The 15,985-nt window shown below is 69.5% G+C and carries 18 protein-coding genes and 1 riboswitch; of the genes, 12 read left to right on the plus strand and 6 right to left on the minus strand.

Going from position 1 to position 15,985, the window contains the following annotated elements; genetic code table 11:
• Nucleotides 1-21 precede the first annotated feature (21 nt).
• Genes CF8_RS14975 through CF8_RS14985 form a run of 3 tightly spaced genes read left to right on the plus strand, consistent with a single transcriptional unit; the run spans nucleotide 22 to nucleotide 3,096 of the window.
• On the plus strand, nucleotides 22-1,062 hold the full coding sequence (locus CF8_RS14975; RefSeq protein WP_010833950.1) for an LLM class F420-dependent oxidoreductase: 1,041 nt from the start codon (nucleotides 22-24) through the stop codon (nucleotides 1,060-1,062).
• Nucleotides 1,050-1,955 carry an oxygenase MpaB family protein gene (locus tag CF8_RS14980; protein WP_010833951.1) on the plus strand — a complete coding sequence of 302 codons (906 nt, stop codon included), beginning with the start codon at nucleotides 1,050-1,052 and terminating at the stop codon, nucleotides 1,953-1,955. Before CF8_RS14975 ends, CF8_RS14980 begins: the two co-directional genes overlap by 13 nt.
• The gene (locus CF8_RS14985) at nucleotides 1,948-3,096 is read left to right on the plus strand and encodes an acyl-CoA dehydrogenase family protein (RefSeq protein WP_010833952.1); all 1,149 of its coding nucleotides are present in this window, start codon (nucleotides 1,948-1,950) and stop codon (nucleotides 3,094-3,096) included. The genes CF8_RS14980 and CF8_RS14985 overlap by 8 nt, the downstream gene beginning before the upstream one ends.
• A gap of 12 nt (nucleotides 3,097-3,108) precedes the next feature.
• Here CF8_RS14985 and CF8_RS22590 read toward each other — a convergent pair whose 3' ends face one another.
• Nucleotides 3,109-4,545 (minus strand): hypothetical protein, encoded by a 1,437-nt coding sequence (locus CF8_RS22590; protein ID WP_010833953.1) that lies wholly within the window; start codon nucleotides 4,543-4,545, stop codon nucleotides 3,109-3,111.
• Nucleotides 4,546-4,658: 113 nt separating this feature from the next.
• Here CF8_RS22590 and CF8_RS14995 point away from each other — a divergent pair, with 113 nt between their 5' ends.
• The gene (locus CF8_RS14995; protein WP_010833954.1) at nucleotides 4,659-5,153 is read left to right on the plus strand and encodes a tetratricopeptide repeat protein; all 495 of its coding nucleotides are present in this window, start codon (nucleotides 4,659-4,661) and stop codon (nucleotides 5,151-5,153) included.
• 30 nt (nucleotides 5,154-5,183) lie between these two features.
• Here CF8_RS14995 and CF8_RS15000 read toward each other — a convergent pair whose 3' ends face one another.
• On the minus strand, nucleotides 5,184-5,498 hold the full coding sequence (locus tag CF8_RS15000; protein ID WP_010833955.1) for a DMT family transporter: 315 nt from the start codon (nucleotides 5,496-5,498) through the stop codon (nucleotides 5,184-5,186).
• 13 nt (nucleotides 5,499-5,511) lie between these two features.
• A riboswitch (guanidine-III (ykkC-III) riboswitch) is annotated at nucleotides 5,512-5,574 on the minus strand.
• Between the two features lie 131 nt (nucleotides 5,575-5,705).
• On the opposite strand from CF8_RS15000, the gene CF8_RS15005 reads away from it, so the two are divergent.
• Both CF8_RS15005 and CF8_RS21105 read left to right on the plus strand, forming a co-directional pair.
• Entirely contained in the window at nucleotides 5,706-6,347 is a 642-nt protein-coding gene (locus CF8_RS15005; protein WP_010833956.1) for a LysE family translocator, read from the plus strand.
• Between the two features lie 100 nt (nucleotides 6,348-6,447).
• Nucleotides 6,448-7,281 (plus strand): S1 family peptidase, encoded by an 834-nt coding sequence (locus CF8_RS21105; protein ID WP_010833957.1) that lies wholly within the window; start codon nucleotides 6,448-6,450, stop codon nucleotides 7,279-7,281.
• 29 nt (nucleotides 7,282-7,310) lie between these two features.
• Here the strand turns inward: CF8_RS21105 and CF8_RS15015 are convergent, their stop codons facing one another.
• Nucleotides 7,311-8,138, minus strand: a complete 828-nt coding sequence (locus CF8_RS15015) for an SDR family oxidoreductase (protein WP_010833958.1) — start codon at nucleotides 8,136-8,138, stop codon at nucleotides 7,311-7,313.
• An 89-nt stretch (nucleotides 8,139-8,227) separates the two neighbouring features.
• On the opposite strand from CF8_RS15015, the gene CF8_RS15020 reads away from it, so the two are divergent.
• A complete protein-coding gene (locus CF8_RS15020) occupies nucleotides 8,228-8,956 on the plus strand; it encodes a PaaX family transcriptional regulator C-terminal domain-containing protein (RefSeq protein ID WP_010833959.1) in 729 nt (242 codons plus the stop codon).
• Nucleotides 8,957-8,979: 23 nt separating this feature from the next.
• Nucleotides 8,980-9,744, plus strand: coding sequence for an enoyl-CoA hydratase/isomerase family protein (locus tag CF8_RS15025; RefSeq protein WP_010833960.1), 765 nt, complete (start codon nucleotides 8,980-8,982; stop codon nucleotides 9,742-9,744).
• A 9-nt stretch (nucleotides 9,745-9,753) separates the two neighbouring features.
• Here the strand turns inward: CF8_RS15025 and CF8_RS15030 are convergent, their stop codons facing one another.
• The 3 genes from CF8_RS15030 to CF8_RS15040 all read right to left on the minus strand — a co-directional run bounded on the left by CF8_RS15030 (nucleotide 9,754) and on the right by CF8_RS15040 (nucleotide 11,525).
• Nucleotides 9,754-10,881: a carbon-nitrogen hydrolase family protein gene (locus tag CF8_RS15030; protein WP_010833961.1), complete on the minus strand. Its 1,128-nt coding sequence runs from the start codon at nucleotides 10,879-10,881 to the stop codon at nucleotides 9,754-9,756.
• A gap of 28 nt (nucleotides 10,882-10,909) precedes the next feature.
• Nucleotides 10,910-11,146, minus strand: a complete 237-nt coding sequence (locus CF8_RS15035; protein WP_010833962.1) for a hypothetical protein — start codon at nucleotides 11,144-11,146, stop codon at nucleotides 10,910-10,912.
• A 67-nt stretch (nucleotides 11,147-11,213) separates the two neighbouring features.
• Nucleotides 11,214-11,525: a hypothetical protein gene (locus CF8_RS15040; protein ID WP_010833963.1), complete on the minus strand. Its 312-nt coding sequence runs from the start codon at nucleotides 11,523-11,525 to the stop codon at nucleotides 11,214-11,216.
• 83 nt (nucleotides 11,526-11,608) lie between these two features.
• Between CF8_RS15040 and CF8_RS22595 the strand changes: the two genes are divergently transcribed.
• From CF8_RS22595 to CF8_RS15055, 4 genes are all read left to right on the plus strand, one after another.
• Nucleotides 11,609-11,761: a hypothetical protein gene (locus CF8_RS22595; RefSeq protein WP_198016853.1), complete on the plus strand. Its 153-nt coding sequence runs from the start codon at nucleotides 11,609-11,611 to the stop codon at nucleotides 11,759-11,761.
• A gap of 36 nt (nucleotides 11,762-11,797) precedes the next feature.
• A complete protein-coding gene (locus CF8_RS15045; protein WP_010833964.1) occupies nucleotides 11,798-12,634 on the plus strand; it encodes a glycerophosphodiester phosphodiesterase family protein in 837 nt (278 codons plus the stop codon).
• Nucleotides 12,635-12,659: 25 nt separating this feature from the next.
• The gene (locus CF8_RS15050) at nucleotides 12,660-13,706 is read left to right on the plus strand and encodes a hypothetical protein (protein WP_010833965.1); all 1,047 of its coding nucleotides are present in this window, start codon (nucleotides 12,660-12,662) and stop codon (nucleotides 13,704-13,706) included.
• Nucleotides 13,707-13,804: 98 nt separating this feature from the next.
• Nucleotides 13,805-15,943 carry an MMPL family transporter gene (locus CF8_RS15055; protein ID WP_010833966.1) on the plus strand — a complete coding sequence of 713 codons (2,139 nt, stop codon included), beginning with the start codon at nucleotides 13,805-13,807 and terminating at the stop codon, nucleotides 15,941-15,943.
• Nucleotides 15,944-15,985: the final 42 nt, after the last annotated feature.

The raw sequence follows: 15,985 nt of genomic DNA on the forward strand, positions 1-15,985 counted from the left end.
TAATGGTGTCACAGTTGGCGCATGAAGCTCTCCATGCCGCTGATGTATGCCGGCAACCCTCGCGAGGCCGCCGACCAGGTGACGCAGCTGGAGCAGGCCGGCCTCGACACCGTGTGGGTCGCGGAGGCCTACGGCTTCGACGCGCCGACGCTGATGGGCTACCTCGCGGCGAGGACCGAGACGATCGAGATCGGCTCGGCGATCCTCAACGTCTACTCCCGCACCGCCGGCGCGCTGCTGCAGACCGCGGCCGGTCTCGACAACGTCTCCGGCGGTCGCGCGATCCTCGGGCTCGGTGCCAGCGGGCCGCAGGTGATCGAGGGCTTCCACGGCGTGCCCTACTCCAAGCCGCTGGCCCGCACCGCCGAGGTCATCGACATCGTGCGCCGCGGCCTCAAGCGCGAACGGCTCGAGAACGACGGCCTGATCAAGCTGCCGCTGACCAAGGCGGACGGCGCGGTGACCGGGCTCGGCAAGGCGCTGAAGATCCTCACCCACCCCGAGCGCGACTCGATCCCGATCTACATCGCCGCGCTGGGCGAGAAGTCGGTCGAGCAGACCGCCGAGATCGCCGACGGCTGGATCCCGATGCTCTTCCACCCCGAGAAGGCCCACCTCGTCTGGGGTGACGCCCTTGCGGCCGGCGCCGCGAAGCGCTCGGCCGACCTCGGCCCGCTCCAGGTCAACGCCGGCGGCATGCTCGCGATCGGCGAGGGCCCGGAGACGAAGGCGCTGCTCGACTTCGCGCGCCCCCTCTACGCGTTGTACGTCGGCGGCATGGGCGCGAAGGGCAAGAACTTCTACAACGACGTCGCCTGCGCCTACGGCTACGAGAAGGAGGCCACCGAGATCCAGGACCTCTACCTCTCCGGCAAGAAGAAGGAGGCCGAGGCGCTGGTGCCGCTCGAGTGGCTGGAGGCCGCCAACCTCGTCGGCCCCGCGTCCTACGTCCGCGAGCGGATCGAGGCGTTCAAGGAGTCCGGGGTCACCAACCTGTCGCTCACCCCGGTGACCGACGACCCGGCGGCGGCGATTGCGCAGGTGAAGGAGTGGGTCTCCTGACCAGGCGCCTGGCCCACCCTCGTCGCTACGACAACCTCCGCCGCATCCAGGGCCTCGACCCGGAGGTCGACTACGACGAGATCACCAACCTGACCGCGCGCCACGAGTTCCCGTGGGACTACGTGCAAGGCACCGGGATCGCGTTCATGCGCGACTACGGCGTCCCGTCGATCTCCCGGCTGCTGCACCACACGGGCGAGTTCGAGCGCGACGGCGTGAAGCGCTACGACGACACGATCCTGATCGGCGAGGAGTCGACGATCGAGGGCATCGACTCGTCTCGCGGGCACGCGGCGGTGCGACGCCTGAACAAGATCCACGGCCACTACGACATCCCCAACGACGAGTTCGCCTATGTCCTGGCGACCACCATCGTCGGACCGGTCCGCTGGATCTCGGCCTACGGCTGGCGCCCGCTCGACCCGAAGGAGCTGGTCGCGATCACCCGGGTCACCACCCGCTTCGGCGAGCTGATGGGGATCAAGGGGCTGCCGTCGACGTACGACGGCTATCTGCAGCTGCTGCTCGACTTCGAGCGCGCGCACTTCTCCCCCGACCCGGCCAACACCGCGCTCGCCGAGGCCTCGATCGACATCGCGCGCACCGTCGCACCGGCCCCGGCCCGCCCGCTCGTGCGGCGCGTGACGATCGCGCTGATGGACGAGCCGCTGCGGGTCGCGCTCGGCCTGCCGGCGCAGCCCCGCTGGTTCGTCTCGCTCGTACGCCGTTCGCTGCGTCTGCGAGGACGAGCGCTGCGGTTCGCGGCGCCCCGCGAGGCGCCGTACGTCCACCGGGCCGTCACCTATCCCGACGGCCACCACCTGACCGATCTCGGACCACTCTCCATGTTGCACAGACTCAACGCGCACGACGAAGGGAAAGCCCATGCCTGAACGCCCCACCATCCTCGAGCAGGAGCACGAGGACTTCCGCCGCACGGCGCGCGCCTTCATGGAGAAGGAGGTGCAGCCGTTCCACGAGCAGTGGGAGAAGGACGGCCAGGTCGATCGCGACGTCTGGCGCAAGGCCGGCGAGATGGGCCTGCTCTGCTTCGACGTGGAGGAGGAGTTCGGCGGCCCCGGCATCAAGGACTTCCGCTACAACATGGTGATGGCCGAGGAGATCAGCCGGATCGGTGCCAGCGGGCTCGGCTTCCCCGTGCACACCGACATCATCGTTCCCTACATCAGCTCGCTGGCCAACGACGAGCAGAAGCGGCGCTGGCTGCCGGGCCTGGTGGACGGCTCGCTCATCTCCGCCATCGCGATGACCGAGCCGGGCGCCGGCTCCGACCTCCAGGGCATCCGGACGACGGCGGTCGACAAGGGCGACCACTACGTCCTCGACGGGTCCAAGACCTTCATCAGCAACGGCATCCTGGCCGACCTCGTCATCGTCGTCGCGCGCACCAACCCCGACGCCGGACACCAGGGCATCAGCCTGCTGGTGGTCGAGCGCGGCATGGAGGGCTTCGAGCGCGGTCGCAACCTGGACAAGATGGGCCTCAAGGCGCAGGACACCGCCGAGCTGTCCTTCGACAACGTCATCGTGCCCAAGGCCAACCTGCTCGGCGAGGAGGGTTCCGGCTTCATCTCGCTGATGGTCAACCTCCCCCAGGAGCGCATCTCCATCGCCGTCATCGCGGTGGCCGCGATCGAGCACGTGCTGGACATGTGCCTGTCCTACGCCAAGGAGCGGGAGGCCTTCGGTCGCCCGATCGGGAAGTTCCAGAACACCCGGTTCGTGCTCGCCGAGATGGCCACCGAGGCCCACATCGCGCGGGTCTTCGTCAACGACTGCGTGCGCAGGCTCAACGCCGGGGACGTCGACACCTCGCTCGCCGCGATGGCGAAGTGGTGGACCACCGAGCTGCAGAAGCGCGTCGTCGACACCGGCGTCCAGCTGCACGGCGGCTACGGCTACATGTCGGAGTACCCGATCTCCAAGGCCTACGTCGACAGCCGGATCCAGACGATCTACGGCGGCACGACCGAGATCCAGAAGGAGATCATCGGGCGGATGCTGGGGCTGTAGGCCCCGGCCGCCTCACGCGGCGAGCGTCAGGGCATCTCGGAAGAAGAGCTCTGCCCGGCTCGCTGCTTGGTGCTGCCGCTGGCCGGCCTGATCCAGTCGCTTCGTCCCGGTGTGGTCGACGAGGTAGATCGCTCCGTGGGGGTCGCGCCAGACGTAGATGCCGGGGAACGGTTGCTGCACCTGCCAGCCACCGTGGGTCTTGATCCGGTGGTGGAAGCGGGTCATCGGCCCGTAGTTGCCCACCCTCGACTGCCCGGCGCCCTCGTCCGCACCGTGTCGGAACGGCACGGTGTGGTCGATCTGCTGGGTGCGGGAGAGGCATGCTCCCCAGGGGAAGGTGTCGGCCGGCGTCATCAGATGCACGGCCCGTCTATGTCGGTCGGGGATCTCGTAGGCGTCGACGGGCGCCTGGCCGTCGAGGTCGCAGACCGGGGTGACGGTGATCGTGGCGTGGGGTCCGAGGTGGCGGCGGAGCCAGTCATCGGTGACGGGCCCGTGTCCCTCGACGCGGACGATGCCGGTCTCCTGTGCGCCTGCGTAGGCGTGGAGGAACAGGACCACCGTCGGCATGAGCGCTGCCCAGTCGACCTCGGGCTTCGGCCCGGTGCGGGGTGAGGCTGGCTCGTGCTCGGCGCAGGGGTCGGCCGCCGCTGGGTCGTCGGACCGGTGCTGCCAGGCGGCGTAGTGCGCCAGCAGCTCGCGGGCGCGCTCCGGGTCGGTGAGGATGAGCACCGCCTTCACGCGCCGCTGGTCCTCGGGGTCAGGGTCGCCGAGCTCAAGCAGGATGCGCGCGATGTGGGTCACCATCGCGTCGAGGCGCGCGATGACGTGCAGCGGGGCGCGGACGTAGAAGCCGCGCAGGCCGGCGTCGGTGGAGCGGGTGGGGTTGGCGAACTGTCGGGTCGCGGCCTCGCGCTCGCGCTCGGCCGTGGCGGCGGGGTCGCTGGCCGCGATGGCCCCTTCGACCAGCGCCTCGAACCGGGTCCACGGGATCCGGCCGTCAGCAGCCTGGTGGACCCGCCTGTCGACGTACGCCGCCTGCTCGACGCCGAGGTCACGGGTCTTGCGGGCGACGAAGCGGGCGTAGGACGCCTTCACCTGGAGCGCCTCGACGCGGCGCCACAGCCGGGGCAGGCGGTGAGCGATGTCGAGGGCGTCGGCCATCAGCGAGTGGGCAGCCCCGGTCGACATCTGCAGCCGCGCGCCGAGGACGGCCGGCGCGAACTCGAGCACTTCGGGCGTCCCCGCTCCCCCGAGCCGCTTGGCCTGCTCGCGCCCGGGTCGTCGGGCCTCGTCGCGGTCGAGGCGGTCGGCGTTGTTGAGGATCGCGTGCTGGACCGCGATGCGCAGCGTCTCTGCCTCGGCCTCGCGCTGTGCGCGCGCGACCGTCTCGGCGTGAGCGAGGAGCTGGTCCTCGGTCAGGCCTTCGAGAGCGGTCGTCGTCGGCATGGATCCACTCAAGCAGGGACCACCGACAATGACGCCTCACGGCGGATGCTCGGATCTGCCGAGTTGAGGCCGGATCGCCAGGCTCCCTTGCGGGGCGCGAATATGGTTCCGGCATGGCTGCAGATTCGGAAGACTGGGAACCACGCGTCGCTCACTTCTGGAGCACCGTCGATCTTGACTACCGTGCCCGCGCCGTCGCGGCCATGCGGGAACTCGCGGCCGAACGCGGGCCAGACGACCCCGACGCCCAGTTCGAACTTGGCGGGATCTACGACTCGACCGGATATGAGGCTGAGGCGAACGCGCACTACGCGGCAGCGCGTGAACTTGGCCTCGCGGGCGCACGCCTCGCGCAGCTGAATATCCAGCAAGGATCGACGCTTCGAAACCTGGGTCGCGTCGACGAGGCGATCGCAATGCTGGAGGCAACGACGCCGGACCCCAGCATCGGCGACGCACGGGCCGTCTTCCTTGCCCTCGCGTTACGGGACGCCGGCCGCCACGATGAAGCCCTTCGACTGTGCATCGAAGCCTTGGTTCCGCACCTGCCGCGCTACCAGCGATCCGCTGCAAACTACGCGCATGCGCTCACCGAGGCGACCGACTGATCCGATCGGATCTGCCGCGGATCGGGCACCTCAGTGGGCGAGCTTGAGACCGATCACGCAACCGAGCAGACCCATCAGCAACAGCACCTTGATGACGGAGACCGACTCGTCGCCCGACGCCATGCCGTACAGGACCGTCAGCGAGGCTCCGACGCCCACCCAGACCGCATACCCCGTCTCCACGGGGAGGGTGCGCAGCGCGTAGGCCAAGCCGCCCATGCTGAGCCCGAGGCCGACCAGGAACACCAGCGTCGGGGTCAGTCGCGAGAAGCCTTCCGACCTGCCGAGGGCCACAGCCCAGACGGCCTCGAGAACACCGGAAAGGACCAGAACCAACCACGCCATGACGGACTCCTCGGGTGGCCGTCATGGCGTTCCGGGTACGGCTCCCTCGTCCGGGCGAGCCCTCTCGGCTCACCTCCAGTTTAGGTAGCCAGGTGCGTCAGGGTGAATTCGCAAGGGGTCTGTGCAGGCCGCGATACGCGCTGGCGTGATGAGATCCACGCGCCTATCGGGTTGCCGTCGCCCCAGTGCTGAGTGAGGCTCAGACGCGTGATCTCTTCGACCGCGGCACTCGGAATCGCGCTCATCACGTTCGGTTTGGCCATCACGCCCGGACCGAACTCGATGTACCTCGTGTCGAGGTCGCTGACTCAAGGTCGTCTCGCCGGCCTTGTTTCATTGGGCGGCGTCGTCACGGGGTTCATGGCCTACCTGCTCGCCACCACAGTCGGACTAGCGGTCCTCTTTTCCACGGTTCCTCTGCTGTTCGTAGCAATAAAGGTCGCGGGCGCCGCATACCTGCTCTGGCTGGCGATCTCGATGATCCGCAAGGGCAGCTCTGTCTTCCGGCCCGGCGATGGGCGGCGGCACTCGGCCAGCAGGCTGTACGCAATGGGACTCGCGACGTGCCTTCTCAATCCGAAGATCGCCCTGTTCTATGCAGCGCTGCTACCGCAGTTGATCAACCCCGACGGCGCGAGCATCTGGGCGCAGACGATGCAGCTGGGCCTCGTGCAGATTGCCGTGGCCACGCTCGTCAACACCTGTTGGGTCGTGGCGGCGGCAACACTGGCCAGCGTCCTTGCTCGTAGCCGCCGGGCTGAGCACATCGTGCGCATCGCGGCTGGCGGACTCCTCGCATGGTTCGCGGTCCATCTGGGGCTTGCGCAGCCTGCCACCGCTCAACCCTGAGCCCCACGACCCTTGCCGGCTCCGGCACGACGGGGCGGGATAACCCGAGTGGTGGTCGGCTCGTTGGGCAAAGGTCTGGACCACCTCCGAAAGGACCACCATGCGTCTCCCGTCCCGTCTGACCGTCGGCCTGACCGGCCTCGGCCTCGCTCTCGCCTCAGGCCTCACGAGCAGCCCGGCCGGCGCCATCGTCGGTGGCTACCAAGCCCAGGACGGCGAATTCCCGTTCATGGCGTCGATCCAGGACAAGGGCTCCTCAGGTACTGACGGCCACTTCTGTGGTGGTTCCGTTGTCGCGAAGCAGTGGGTGCTCACAGCTGCCCACTGCATGGTGGACACCAACCCGCGAGACATCCAGGTCGGTGTCGGCCGGACCAACATCGACGATCTCTCGACCGGGCAGACCTTGTCGGTCGACCGGATCATCGTGCACCCCGACTACGAAAAGACCGGCACCTTCGACGCGGCGCTGATCCACGTCACCTCCGACATCGCCTCGCCGGCGATCCCCCTGGTCCCGCTCACCAACAACAGTCTCGAGCAGGACGGCGCGCCGCTCACGGTCGCCGGCTGGGGGACCGAGTTCTTCGGCTCGCCCCTCATTCCGGCGGACCTGAAGGCGGTCGATGTCAAGGCGGTCGCCGACGAGAACTGCACGACGAACGGGCTGATGGGTTTCCAGCCGGAGTCCGAGATCTGTGCCGAGACGCTGGGTGGTGACTCCTGCCAGGGCGACTCGGGTGGCCCGCTGTTCGGCACCCTCGCCGACGGTCGCCAGGTCCAGGTCGGCATCGTCAGCTACGGACTCGGCTGCGCCGTACCCGCTTTCCCGGGTGTCTACGGCGAGGTCAACAACGCGTCGATCCACACGTTCATCACCTCGACGACCGCTACGGGGACCACTGGCGCCAAGAAGGGACGCAAGCGCCGCTGATCGTTGACGCCTCGACGGGGAAGTCCGCATCAGCGGTCGATGAAGATGTCCCACTCGAGCTCGCCGGTGCCGCCGTACTGACTGAGGTCGGTGACGCCGGCCTCGGCGAGCACGTCGACGTCGAGGAACGTGTTGCCGGTGCACTCGCGGGCCGGGCGGGAGAGGATCTCGACGGCAGCGTCGGCGACGATCTCCGGCGTCCGCGTCTTGCTCATCACGTCGTCGCCGCCGAGCAGGTTCTGAACCGCGGCCGTGGCGATCATCGTCTCGGGCCAGAGGCAGTTCGCCGCGACGCCGTGCTCGGCGTACTCCGCGGCCCAGCCGAGGGTGAGCATCGACATGCCGTACTTCGCGAGCGTGTACGCCGGGTGCGCGCCGAGCCACTTCGGGTCCAGGTTGACCGGCGGCGACAGCGACAGGATGTGCGGGTTCGTGCCTTCGCGGAGGTGAGGGAGCGCCTTGCTGGACAGCAGGTAGGTGCCCCGCAGCTGGATGCTGACCATCAGGTCGAAGCGCTTGACCGGCAGCGTCTCGGTGGGGTCCAGCGCGATCGCGGACGCGTTGTTGACCACGATGTCGATGCCGCCGAACCGCTCGACCGCTTGCGCCACCGCGTCCTCCACGGACGCCTCGTCGCGGACGTCGCCGACCACGGCGAGCGCCTGCCCGCCGGCCGCCTCGATCTCGGCAGCGGCGGTGTGGATCGTCCCGGGCAGCCGAGGGTCCGGCTTGTCGGTCTTGGCGAGCAGCACCACGTTGGCGCCCTCGCGGGCAGCGGCGACGGCGATCGCCAGGCCGATCCCGCGGCTGCCGCCGGACATGATCATCGTGCGGCCGTCGAGGCGCTGGTCGGTCATGGTCGCTCCTGGGGGGGTCGGTGTGGGACGGACTGCCCGACCGACCTTACAGATTGTCTACGACTGTGCCAAGACTGTAAGGTTCGCATGTGACGACGACGGAGGACGCCCCGCTGTTGCGGCCCGTCTCCGCGCGCTCGGCAATCCTGACCATCCTGCTCGCGGCGGACCCGCCCAGCCTGAGCGCGCGCCAGATCTGCGCTGCGGCGACCCGGGTCGGCTACGCCGAGGCCACGGCGCGGGTGGCTGCCTCGCGCATGGTCTCCTCCGGCGAGATGCTCCGCGAGGACAGGAGCTACACGCTCTCCCCCCGCCTGATGGAGCGCCGCCGCCGGGTCGACGCGTCGGTCAGCCCACGACTGCGTGACTGGTCCGGTGACTGGGAGCTGGTGGTGATCACTGCCGTCGGCCGCAGTCCGGCGGACCGGTCCGACCTGCGCGGCGATCTGACCGGGCTCGGCCTGGCCGAGCTGCGCGAAGGCGTGTGGATGCGCCCGGACAACCTGGAGCGTCCTTGGCCCGAACGCCTCGACACCACGTGCCGCCGGATGGTGGTGCGACCTGTCGAGGACGCCGCTGACCTCGTCGGTCAGCTCTGGGACCTCGACGCGTGGTCGACGCGCGGGCGCGCGTTGCTGGACGCGACAGGCAGCGAGGACGCGAACACCCGCTTCACCGCCACTGCTGCCGCCGTGCGCCACCTGGTGGCCGACCCGGTGCTGCCGACCAACCTGCTCCCCGACGGGTGGCCCGGCGACGAGCTCCGCGCTGCGTACGCCGACTACAAGCCCTGGCTCTTCACCACCCCCTCTGACTGACCCCCAACAACCCAGGAGATCCCATGACCGAGCTGACCGGCATCCGCTACTCCGTCGACGGCGGAGTGGCCACCATCGCACTGGCCCGCCCCGACGCGTCGAACTCGTTCGACCTGCCCACCGCGCAGTCGTTGGGAGCTGCCGTGGACCGCGCGAGTGCCGACCCGTCGGTCGCCGTGGTGCTGCTGACCGGCGACGGCGCACGCTTCTGCGCCGGCGGCGACGTCTCCTCGATGGCCGCCTCGCAGGACCCCGCGGCGTACCTCCTGGAGCTGGCGCAGGAGCTCGACGGCGCGCTGCAGCGACTGGGCCAGATGGAGAAGCCCGTCGTGGCTGCGGTCCAGGGGGCTGCCGCCGGCGCCGGCCTGGCCGTCGTGCTGAGCGCCGACGTGGTCGTCAGTGGAGCAGGGGCGAAGTTCCTCACGGCGTACGCCGGCGTGGGGCTGACCCCGGACTGCGGACTGTCCTGGCTGCTGCCGCGCGCGGTCGGGCAGCAGCGGGCGCTCGAGCTGGCACTCACCGGCCGGGTGCTCTCCGCGGCCGAGGCACGCGACTGGGGTCTGGTGACCACCGTCGTCGAGGACGACGAGCTGGAGGCCGCCGCGACCGGGCTCGCCGCGAAGCTCGCAACGAAGCCGCCGTTCGCGCTCGGTCAGGCCCGTCGGCTGATCCGCTCCTCGTGGACGGCGACCCGGGCCGAGACCGGCGCTGACGAGGCGCGGACCATCTCGCAGGCGGTCACCACGCCGGAGGCCCGGACGCTGGTCGCGAAGTTCGCCGGCCGCTGAGACGGACCGTCAGGCCGAGCGCTCGCGACTCAGGTACCGCACGGGTTTGCCGAGCGACTCGGCGTAGGCGATCTCCCGTCGGGTCGACTCGCCCACGTAACCACCCGGATCCACGACGTACACCTCGTCGGCCATGCGGATCTTCTGGAAGTGCAACGCGCCCAGCCGCTCCTTCAGGTCCGAGCCGTCGACTGTCCCGAACATCCCGAGGCTGATCACGACACAACCGTCCATCGTGAGCCGCTGGTTGACCTCCGCGAACTCGGCCTCGAACCTGGTCGAGCCGCAGAGCGTGACGACCTTCGCCTCGGCCGTCCCGGTGCGCACTCGGCTCCGCTCGTCATCGACGCGGCGCTCCTCGTAGATGTCGCCCGCCCGCGCCAGCGCCCGCCAGGGCTTGGCGAGGTCGAGCGCGACGTGGAGTGCGGGATCGTCCCGGTCCAGAGCGCCGATCACCAGTCCGGCCTCGCTGCCGGCATCGGCCAGCACCTCCCCGTGCGGTCCGATGAGTCCGGAGTGGAACAGGTGCGTTCTCTGCGCGGGCACCGACAGGCTCAGCCAGTAGTTGTGGATGGCGGCGTGGGCGCGGGCCTTGGTCTCGAAGATCGAGTCGACCGGATATGCCGACAGCAGCACGCAGTCGACCCAGAGCCGTCGGTACTCCGCGAACAGGTCCTCGAAGTTCACCTCGATGCAGAGCGCCAGGCCGAAGCGGAAGCCGTCGACGTCGACCACCACCGGCTCGAACCCCGGCGTGTAGAACCGGGTGAGCTCGGTGTTCGAGCACTTCCGCTTGTCGTAGCGGTCGACGAGCTCCCCCTGGTCGGAGATCACGTAGAGGCTGTTGTGCGGCCAGTGCGGCGGGGTCAGCGGGTGCGCGGACCCGAGCACCACCCAGATCCCGAGCTCACCGGCGAGTGCGGCAACTTCCTCGAGCTCGCGGCGTACGGCGGACCAGTCGACGTCCTCCCAGGCGGCCACGTCCGCCACGGCGTAGCCAGACAGGAACCCCTCGGGGAAGTGGGCCAGCCGCGCGCCCGCCGCTGCAGCGACCCGCAACATCCGCCGTACCTCGGCGCCGTTGGCACGGGGATCGGAGGAGGCGGTGGGCTGGCAGGTGGCCATCGCAAGGCTCATCCGCGCATCTTGGCAGGCCGCCGGGCCCTCACCCCTCAGGCAGCTCCGCGAACGCGCGCTTCACGTCGCGGTACCAACCCATCCCGGCGACGGGCCGCTTCCAGCGCCCCTTCATCTCGTTGCGGGCGGGCACGTGGGCCTCGTCGCCCTGGGCCACCAGGTCCTTGAGGTGCTTGTCCTGGGCCTTGATCACCTCGTCGGCGGTCTGTCCGGCCAGGGCGAGGTCGCAGGGGCCGCCGAGCTGCTTGCAGGTCATGGTCTTCATGGGTCTTCCTCACGTCGAAGTGACACTCTCACCTGGATGACGTGAGCGGCCACCGAAGTGTGACGGGCTACTCGCGTCGTTCGTGTAGCCGCTGCTGGGCGGCCTCGAGATAGGCCAGGCACGGCGCCTCGACGCCAGGGTGCTTCTCGACCAGGTGGAAGATCCACCGGTCCATCGCCGCCATGTAGCCGTTGTCGCCGCCGGGACGGTAGGTCGACCAGGCCCGCGGGCGCGTGCCCCGTGACGCCGTGTTGCGGCACACGGTGCAGGCGACCTTGTAGGAGAACTGCTGCTGCGCATCCAGGTCGATCTTGGCCGTCGCGAGCGGGCCGGCCTCGACGGCGGCCTTCCGTTCACGAGCTGATCGGCTCGCCACCATGTGTCGTGTCGCCTCTGTCGTATTCCGCGGGTGCCGTTCGTGGTCCTTATGAGAGTACCCAAGGAAGATTCGGAGGCACGACCATGTGGGACACCGTCCAGCTCAACACCGTCCACCTGTCGCACGACCTTCCGTGCCCGCGGTGCGGACACGCGGTGCACACGCACCTCGCGTGCAGCGACGCCTGCGACTGCGCGCCCGTCGTGATGCCCGGAGCGACGTGGCGCGCCGCCTGACCTCCTAGGATCGAGGGCCCGACCCAGGGAGGACGCGTGACCTTCGACCTGCAGGCCCACCGCGGTGGTGCCGGACTCCACCCGGAGAACACCCTCGAGGCCTTCGGCGGCGCCCTGACCCTCGGCGTCTCCACGCTCGAGCTCGACGTGCACCTCACCCGCGAGGACGACGTGGTCGTCAGCCACGACCCGGCGCTCGCCGACGCGCGGCTGATCCGCCGCCTCACGCGCGCGGACCTGCCGCCGTCGATGCCCCTGCTCCGTGACGTCGCGGCCCTCCTCGACGAGCGGGCGGCCCGCGGCGTACGCCTCAATCTCGAGATCAAGTTCGACGCGATGGCGGCCGCCGAGCTGACGACGCGGGCCGAATTCGTCGCCGTCACCCTCGACGCGATCCGCATCGACGGCCTGGTGGACAGGACTGCCGTCCAGTGCTTCGACTGGGGCGTCCTGGACCTCGTCGGCAAGGAGGAGCCGGGCGTCCGCCGCAACCTGCTCGTCTCCCCGAAGTACCTCAAGCCCGACAAGGACGGCCCGTCGCGCTGGTTCGGCGGCCTCGACGTGGCCGAGGAGTTCCTCACCACCGCGGCCGAGCAGGGCTTCGACGCGGTCTCCCCCATCCACGGCAGCCCCTTCCTCGGAGGCGTCGACGACGAGGCCTACGTCGCGTTCGCCGACGGCGAGCTCGTCGACGGCGCCCATGCCGCCGGCCTGCAGGTCATTCCGTACGTCGTCGACGACCCGCCGACGATGGCCGCGCTCGTCCGGCTCGGTGTGGACGGCCTGATCACCAACTATCCCGACCGGCTCCGCGCCGTGCTCGAGGCCGAGGGACTCTCGCTGCCGCAATCGTTCCCGCCACGCAACCTTTGAGCACGGTCGAAACGTCAGACCAGACATGAAGCGACTCCTCACGACGCTGGCCGTCGCGCCCCTGGCCCTGGCCCTCGTCGGCCCGGCCTCGCAGGCCACTGCACCCGCACCGCCCACGACGATCTTCGACGTCTCCTCGCTCAAGACCGGCGCAGCGCCCAGGCTCGCCTGGTCCGAGACGACCGGCTCCAGGACGACCATCCACGCACCCGGCGGGGCCACGACCCCCGTCGCGGGTCGGATGAACGCGTTCGCGCCGATGGGATCGGGCTATGTCGTCCAGTCGTTCGACACCACGACCGCCGCTCGCCCCACCACCCGCTGGGTCAGCGCGAGCGGATCGCCCGGTCGCTCCAGCTGGCGCACCGGCTACGGCCTGGCGACGTCGCCCGACGGCGAGGCGGTCGCCTTCACGGTCCGTCGTGGTGGCGTGCGCGTCATCGACCAGGACGGCGACCGGGTGCTGCGGATGCCGTCCATCCCGAGCAAGCAGTTCGGGACCCCGGCCCACGTCACCAACGGCTACTGCAAGGAGGACGCCACCAGCAACGGCTGCGCGGTGCTCGTGAACTCGAGCCGCGGCCGGACGAGCTGGTACGTCACCTCCCACGGCATCGTCGACGAGACCGGCCTGAAGTGGGTCAGCACCGCGAAGGGTCGCTGGACCGGCGGCCTCACCAAGATCCTGGACGCGGGCTCGTGCAGCGTGATGAAGAAGGGCCAACGCAACCGCTGGCGCACCTGCGACAACCAGTTCGGCGACATCTCGCCCGACAAGCAGCACGTCCTCGGTGAGCCGGCCTACTCCGACGGCTTCGGTCCCTCCGACCTCGACCTGCTCGACCTGCGCTCGGGCGCCCTCGAGCGCTCGTGGGCGAGCGACCGCAAGGGCACCAGCGCGGTCTACTTCGACGCGGTCTGGGAGGACTCGACCCACCTGCTGGTCGTCACCTACCAGGACGCCGAGTGGGCGATCGTGCGGCTCGGTCTCGACGGTTCGATGGAGTACGCCGTCGCGCCGGTCGCCGACGACGGGGACATGGAGACCCCGTTCCGGCTGCAGGTCCGCTGACCGCGTGCCCAACGTGGGGTAAAACCTCGGGGACCCTGAGGCTGCCTCAGGGTCAATCCGGATGCGTGGCGTCGGTGGGCTCCGGTTGACTTGTCCTCATGCATCGACAGATCGCCGGTTCGCTGACCGGCCCCATCACCAAGTGGATCGTTCTCATCGCCTGGCTGGCCATCGCCGTCGGGTCCTCCATGTTCGCCTCCAAGCTCGTCGACGTGCAGAACAACGAGGCGTCCTCGTGGCTGCCCGAGAGCGCTGAGTCGACCCGCGCGCTCGACAAGCTCGGCGCCTTCCAGGACGTCAACGCGATCCCCACCCTCGTCGTCTACGAGCGCGAGGGCGGCCTGACCGAGGCCGACCTCGCCGCCATCGAGGAGCAGGCGACCGAGTTCGCCGCGCTCGAGGGCATCGACGAGGCCGCCCAGGCCCCCGTCGTCAGCCCGGCCACGGCCGAGCAGTTCGGGTTCCCCGCCGTTTCGGAGGACGGCGAGGTCGCCCAGACCCAGGTCACGTTCAACTTCGGCAAGGACGGGTGGAACGCCCTGCCCGACGCAGCCGACGAGCTGCGCGGCATTGCCCAGATCGACGGCGTCGAGGTCTATGTCGCCGGCATGGGCGGGCAGGCCGCGGACGCGGCCGAGGCCTTCGGCGGCATCGACACCACGCTGCTCTTCGCGACGTTGAGCGTCGTGATCCTGATCCTGCTGTTCACCTACCGCAGCCCGGTGCTGTGGGTGCTGCCGATCCTGTGCGCGATGTTCGCGCTCGTCTCGTCCCAGGCCCTGATCTACCTCCTCGCGAAGTACGCCGACCTGACCGTCAACGGGCAGTCCCAGGCGATCCTCACGATCCTGGTCATCGGCGCCGGCACCGACTACGCCCTGCTCCTGGTGGCGCGCTATCGAGAGGAGCTCCGTCGCCACGACAACCGGCACGAGGCGATGGCCTTCGCGCTGCACCGTGCCGCGCCCGCCATCCTCGCCAGTGCGGCGACCGTGGTGCTGGGCATGCTGTGCCTGCTGTTCGCCGAGATGAACTCCACTGCCGGCCTCGGTCCGGTGGCCGCCATCGGCATCGCGGTGACGTTCGTCGTCATGGTGACGCTGCTGCCCGCCCTGCTGGTGATCACGGGGCGCTGGATCTTCTGGCCGCGCCGCCCCGCGTTCGGCTCGCCCGAGCCCACGCAGACCGGCGTCTGGGCCAAGGTCGGCCGCAAGATCGCGCCCAAGCCGCGCCGGGTCTGGGTCGGCACGAGCCTCATCCTGGCCGTCTGCTGCCTGGGGCTCTTCACCCTCGACACCAACGGCTTGTCGACCGAGGACACCTACACCAAGGAGTTCGAGTCGATCACCGGCCAGAAGACGCTGGTGGAGCACGGTCTGGTCGACCAGTCCAACACCGTGGCCGTCGTCGCCAACGCCGAGCAGGGTGACGCCGTCGCCGAGGCGATGACCGGCATCACGGGCGTCGAGGCGCCCCAGGCTCCGGTCGTCAAGGACGGCGTGGCCTTCATCGAGGCCACGATCGACTCCGACCCGTCGTCACCGGCCGCGTTCGAGGCCGTCCAGGCCGTGCGCGACGCCGTGCACGCGGTGGACGGCGCCGACGCCCTGGTGGGCGGCGGGTCGGCGTTCTACCTCGACACCAAGGAGGCAGCCAACGCCGACAACGTGCTGATCATCCCGATCATCTTGCTGGTGGTGTTCTTGATCCTGGTGGCGCTGCTGCGCTCGGTGCTGGCGCCGCTGATCCTGATGGGCACAGTCGTGCTGTCCTTCGGGGCCGCGCTCGGGATCAGCTCCCTGCTGTTCAAGCACGTCTTCGGCTTCGCCGGCTCCGACCCGGGGTTCCCGCTGTTCTCCTTCGTGTTCCTGGTCGCGCTGGGCATCGACTACAACATCTTCTTGATGACGCGAGTCCGCGAGGAGACGATGCACCTGGGCACCCGCAAGGGCTCACTGGTGGCGCTGACCTCGACCGGTGGCGTGATCACGAGCGCCGGCCTGGTGCTCGCGGCGACGTTCCTGGTGCTCGGGACCATCCCGGTGGTGTTCCTGGCCCAGCTCGGTGTCGCCGTCGCCCTCGGTGTCATCCTCGACACGATGATCGTCCGCTCGGTGCTCGTCACCGCGATCAACATGGACCTCGGCGGCAAGATCTGGTGGCCGAGCAAGCTCGACCGCGACGACCACGAGCTCACGGTCGAGGAGATCGCCGGACCGATCGAGACCGTCCACTGATCGGGCACTAGCCCTTGCGGCTCACGGGTCGGGGTGACAGGT

The sequence above is a fragment of the Nocardioides sp. CF8 genome, from assembly GCF_000389985.1.
GTDB classification, from domain to species: Bacteria; Actinomycetota; Actinomycetes; order Propionibacteriales; family Nocardioidaceae; genus Nocardioides; species Nocardioides allogilvus.

Excerpts from the sequence above, each read along its gene's own strand:
- CF8_RS15030 (WP_010833961.1), bottom strand. The coding sequence starts at position 10,881 with ATGAGCCTTGCGATGGCCACCTGCCAGCCCACCGCCTCCTCCGATCCC.
- CF8_RS14995 (WP_010833954.1), top strand. The coding sequence starts at position 4,659 with ATGGCTGCAGATTCGGAAGACTGGGAACCACGCGTCGCTCACTTCTGG.
- CF8_RS14985 (WP_010833952.1), top strand. The coding sequence starts at position 1,948 with ATGCCTGAACGCCCCACCATCCTCGAGCAGGAGCACGAGGACTTCCGC.
- CF8_RS15040 (WP_010833963.1), bottom strand. The coding sequence starts at position 11,525 with ATGGTGGCGAGCCGATCAGCTCGTGAACGGAAGGCCGCCGTCGAGGCC.
- CF8_RS15050 (WP_010833965.1), top strand. The coding sequence starts at position 12,660 with ATGAAGCGACTCCTCACGACGCTGGCCGTCGCGCCCCTGGCCCTGGCC.
- CF8_RS22595 (WP_198016853.1), top strand. The coding sequence starts at position 11,609 with ATGTGGGACACCGTCCAGCTCAACACCGTCCACCTGTCGCACGACCTT.
- CF8_RS15025 (WP_010833960.1), top strand. The coding sequence starts at position 8,980 with ATGACCGAGCTGACCGGCATCCGCTACTCCGTCGACGGCGGAGTGGCC.
- CF8_RS14975 (WP_010833950.1), top strand. The coding sequence starts at position 22 with ATGAAGCTCTCCATGCCGCTGATGTATGCCGGCAACCCTCGCGAGGCC.
- CF8_RS21105 (WP_010833957.1), top strand. The coding sequence starts at position 6,448 with ATGCGTCTCCCGTCCCGTCTGACCGTCGGCCTGACCGGCCTCGGCCTC.
- CF8_RS15035 (WP_010833962.1), bottom strand. The coding sequence starts at position 11,146 with ATGAAGACCATGACCTGCAAGCAGCTCGGCGGCCCCTGCGACCTCGCC.
- CF8_RS22590 (WP_010833953.1), bottom strand. The coding sequence starts at position 4,545 with ATGCCGACGACGACCGCTCTCGAAGGCCTGACCGAGGACCAGCTCCTC.
- CF8_RS15055 (WP_010833966.1), top strand. The coding sequence starts at position 13,805 with ATGCATCGACAGATCGCCGGTTCGCTGACCGGCCCCATCACCAAGTGG.
- CF8_RS15000 (WP_010833955.1), bottom strand. The coding sequence starts at position 5,498 with ATGGCGTGGTTGGTTCTGGTCCTTTCCGGTGTTCTCGAGGCCGTCTGG.
- CF8_RS15015 (WP_010833958.1), bottom strand. The coding sequence starts at position 8,138 with ATGACCGACCAGCGCCTCGACGGCCGCACGATGATCATGTCCGGCGGC.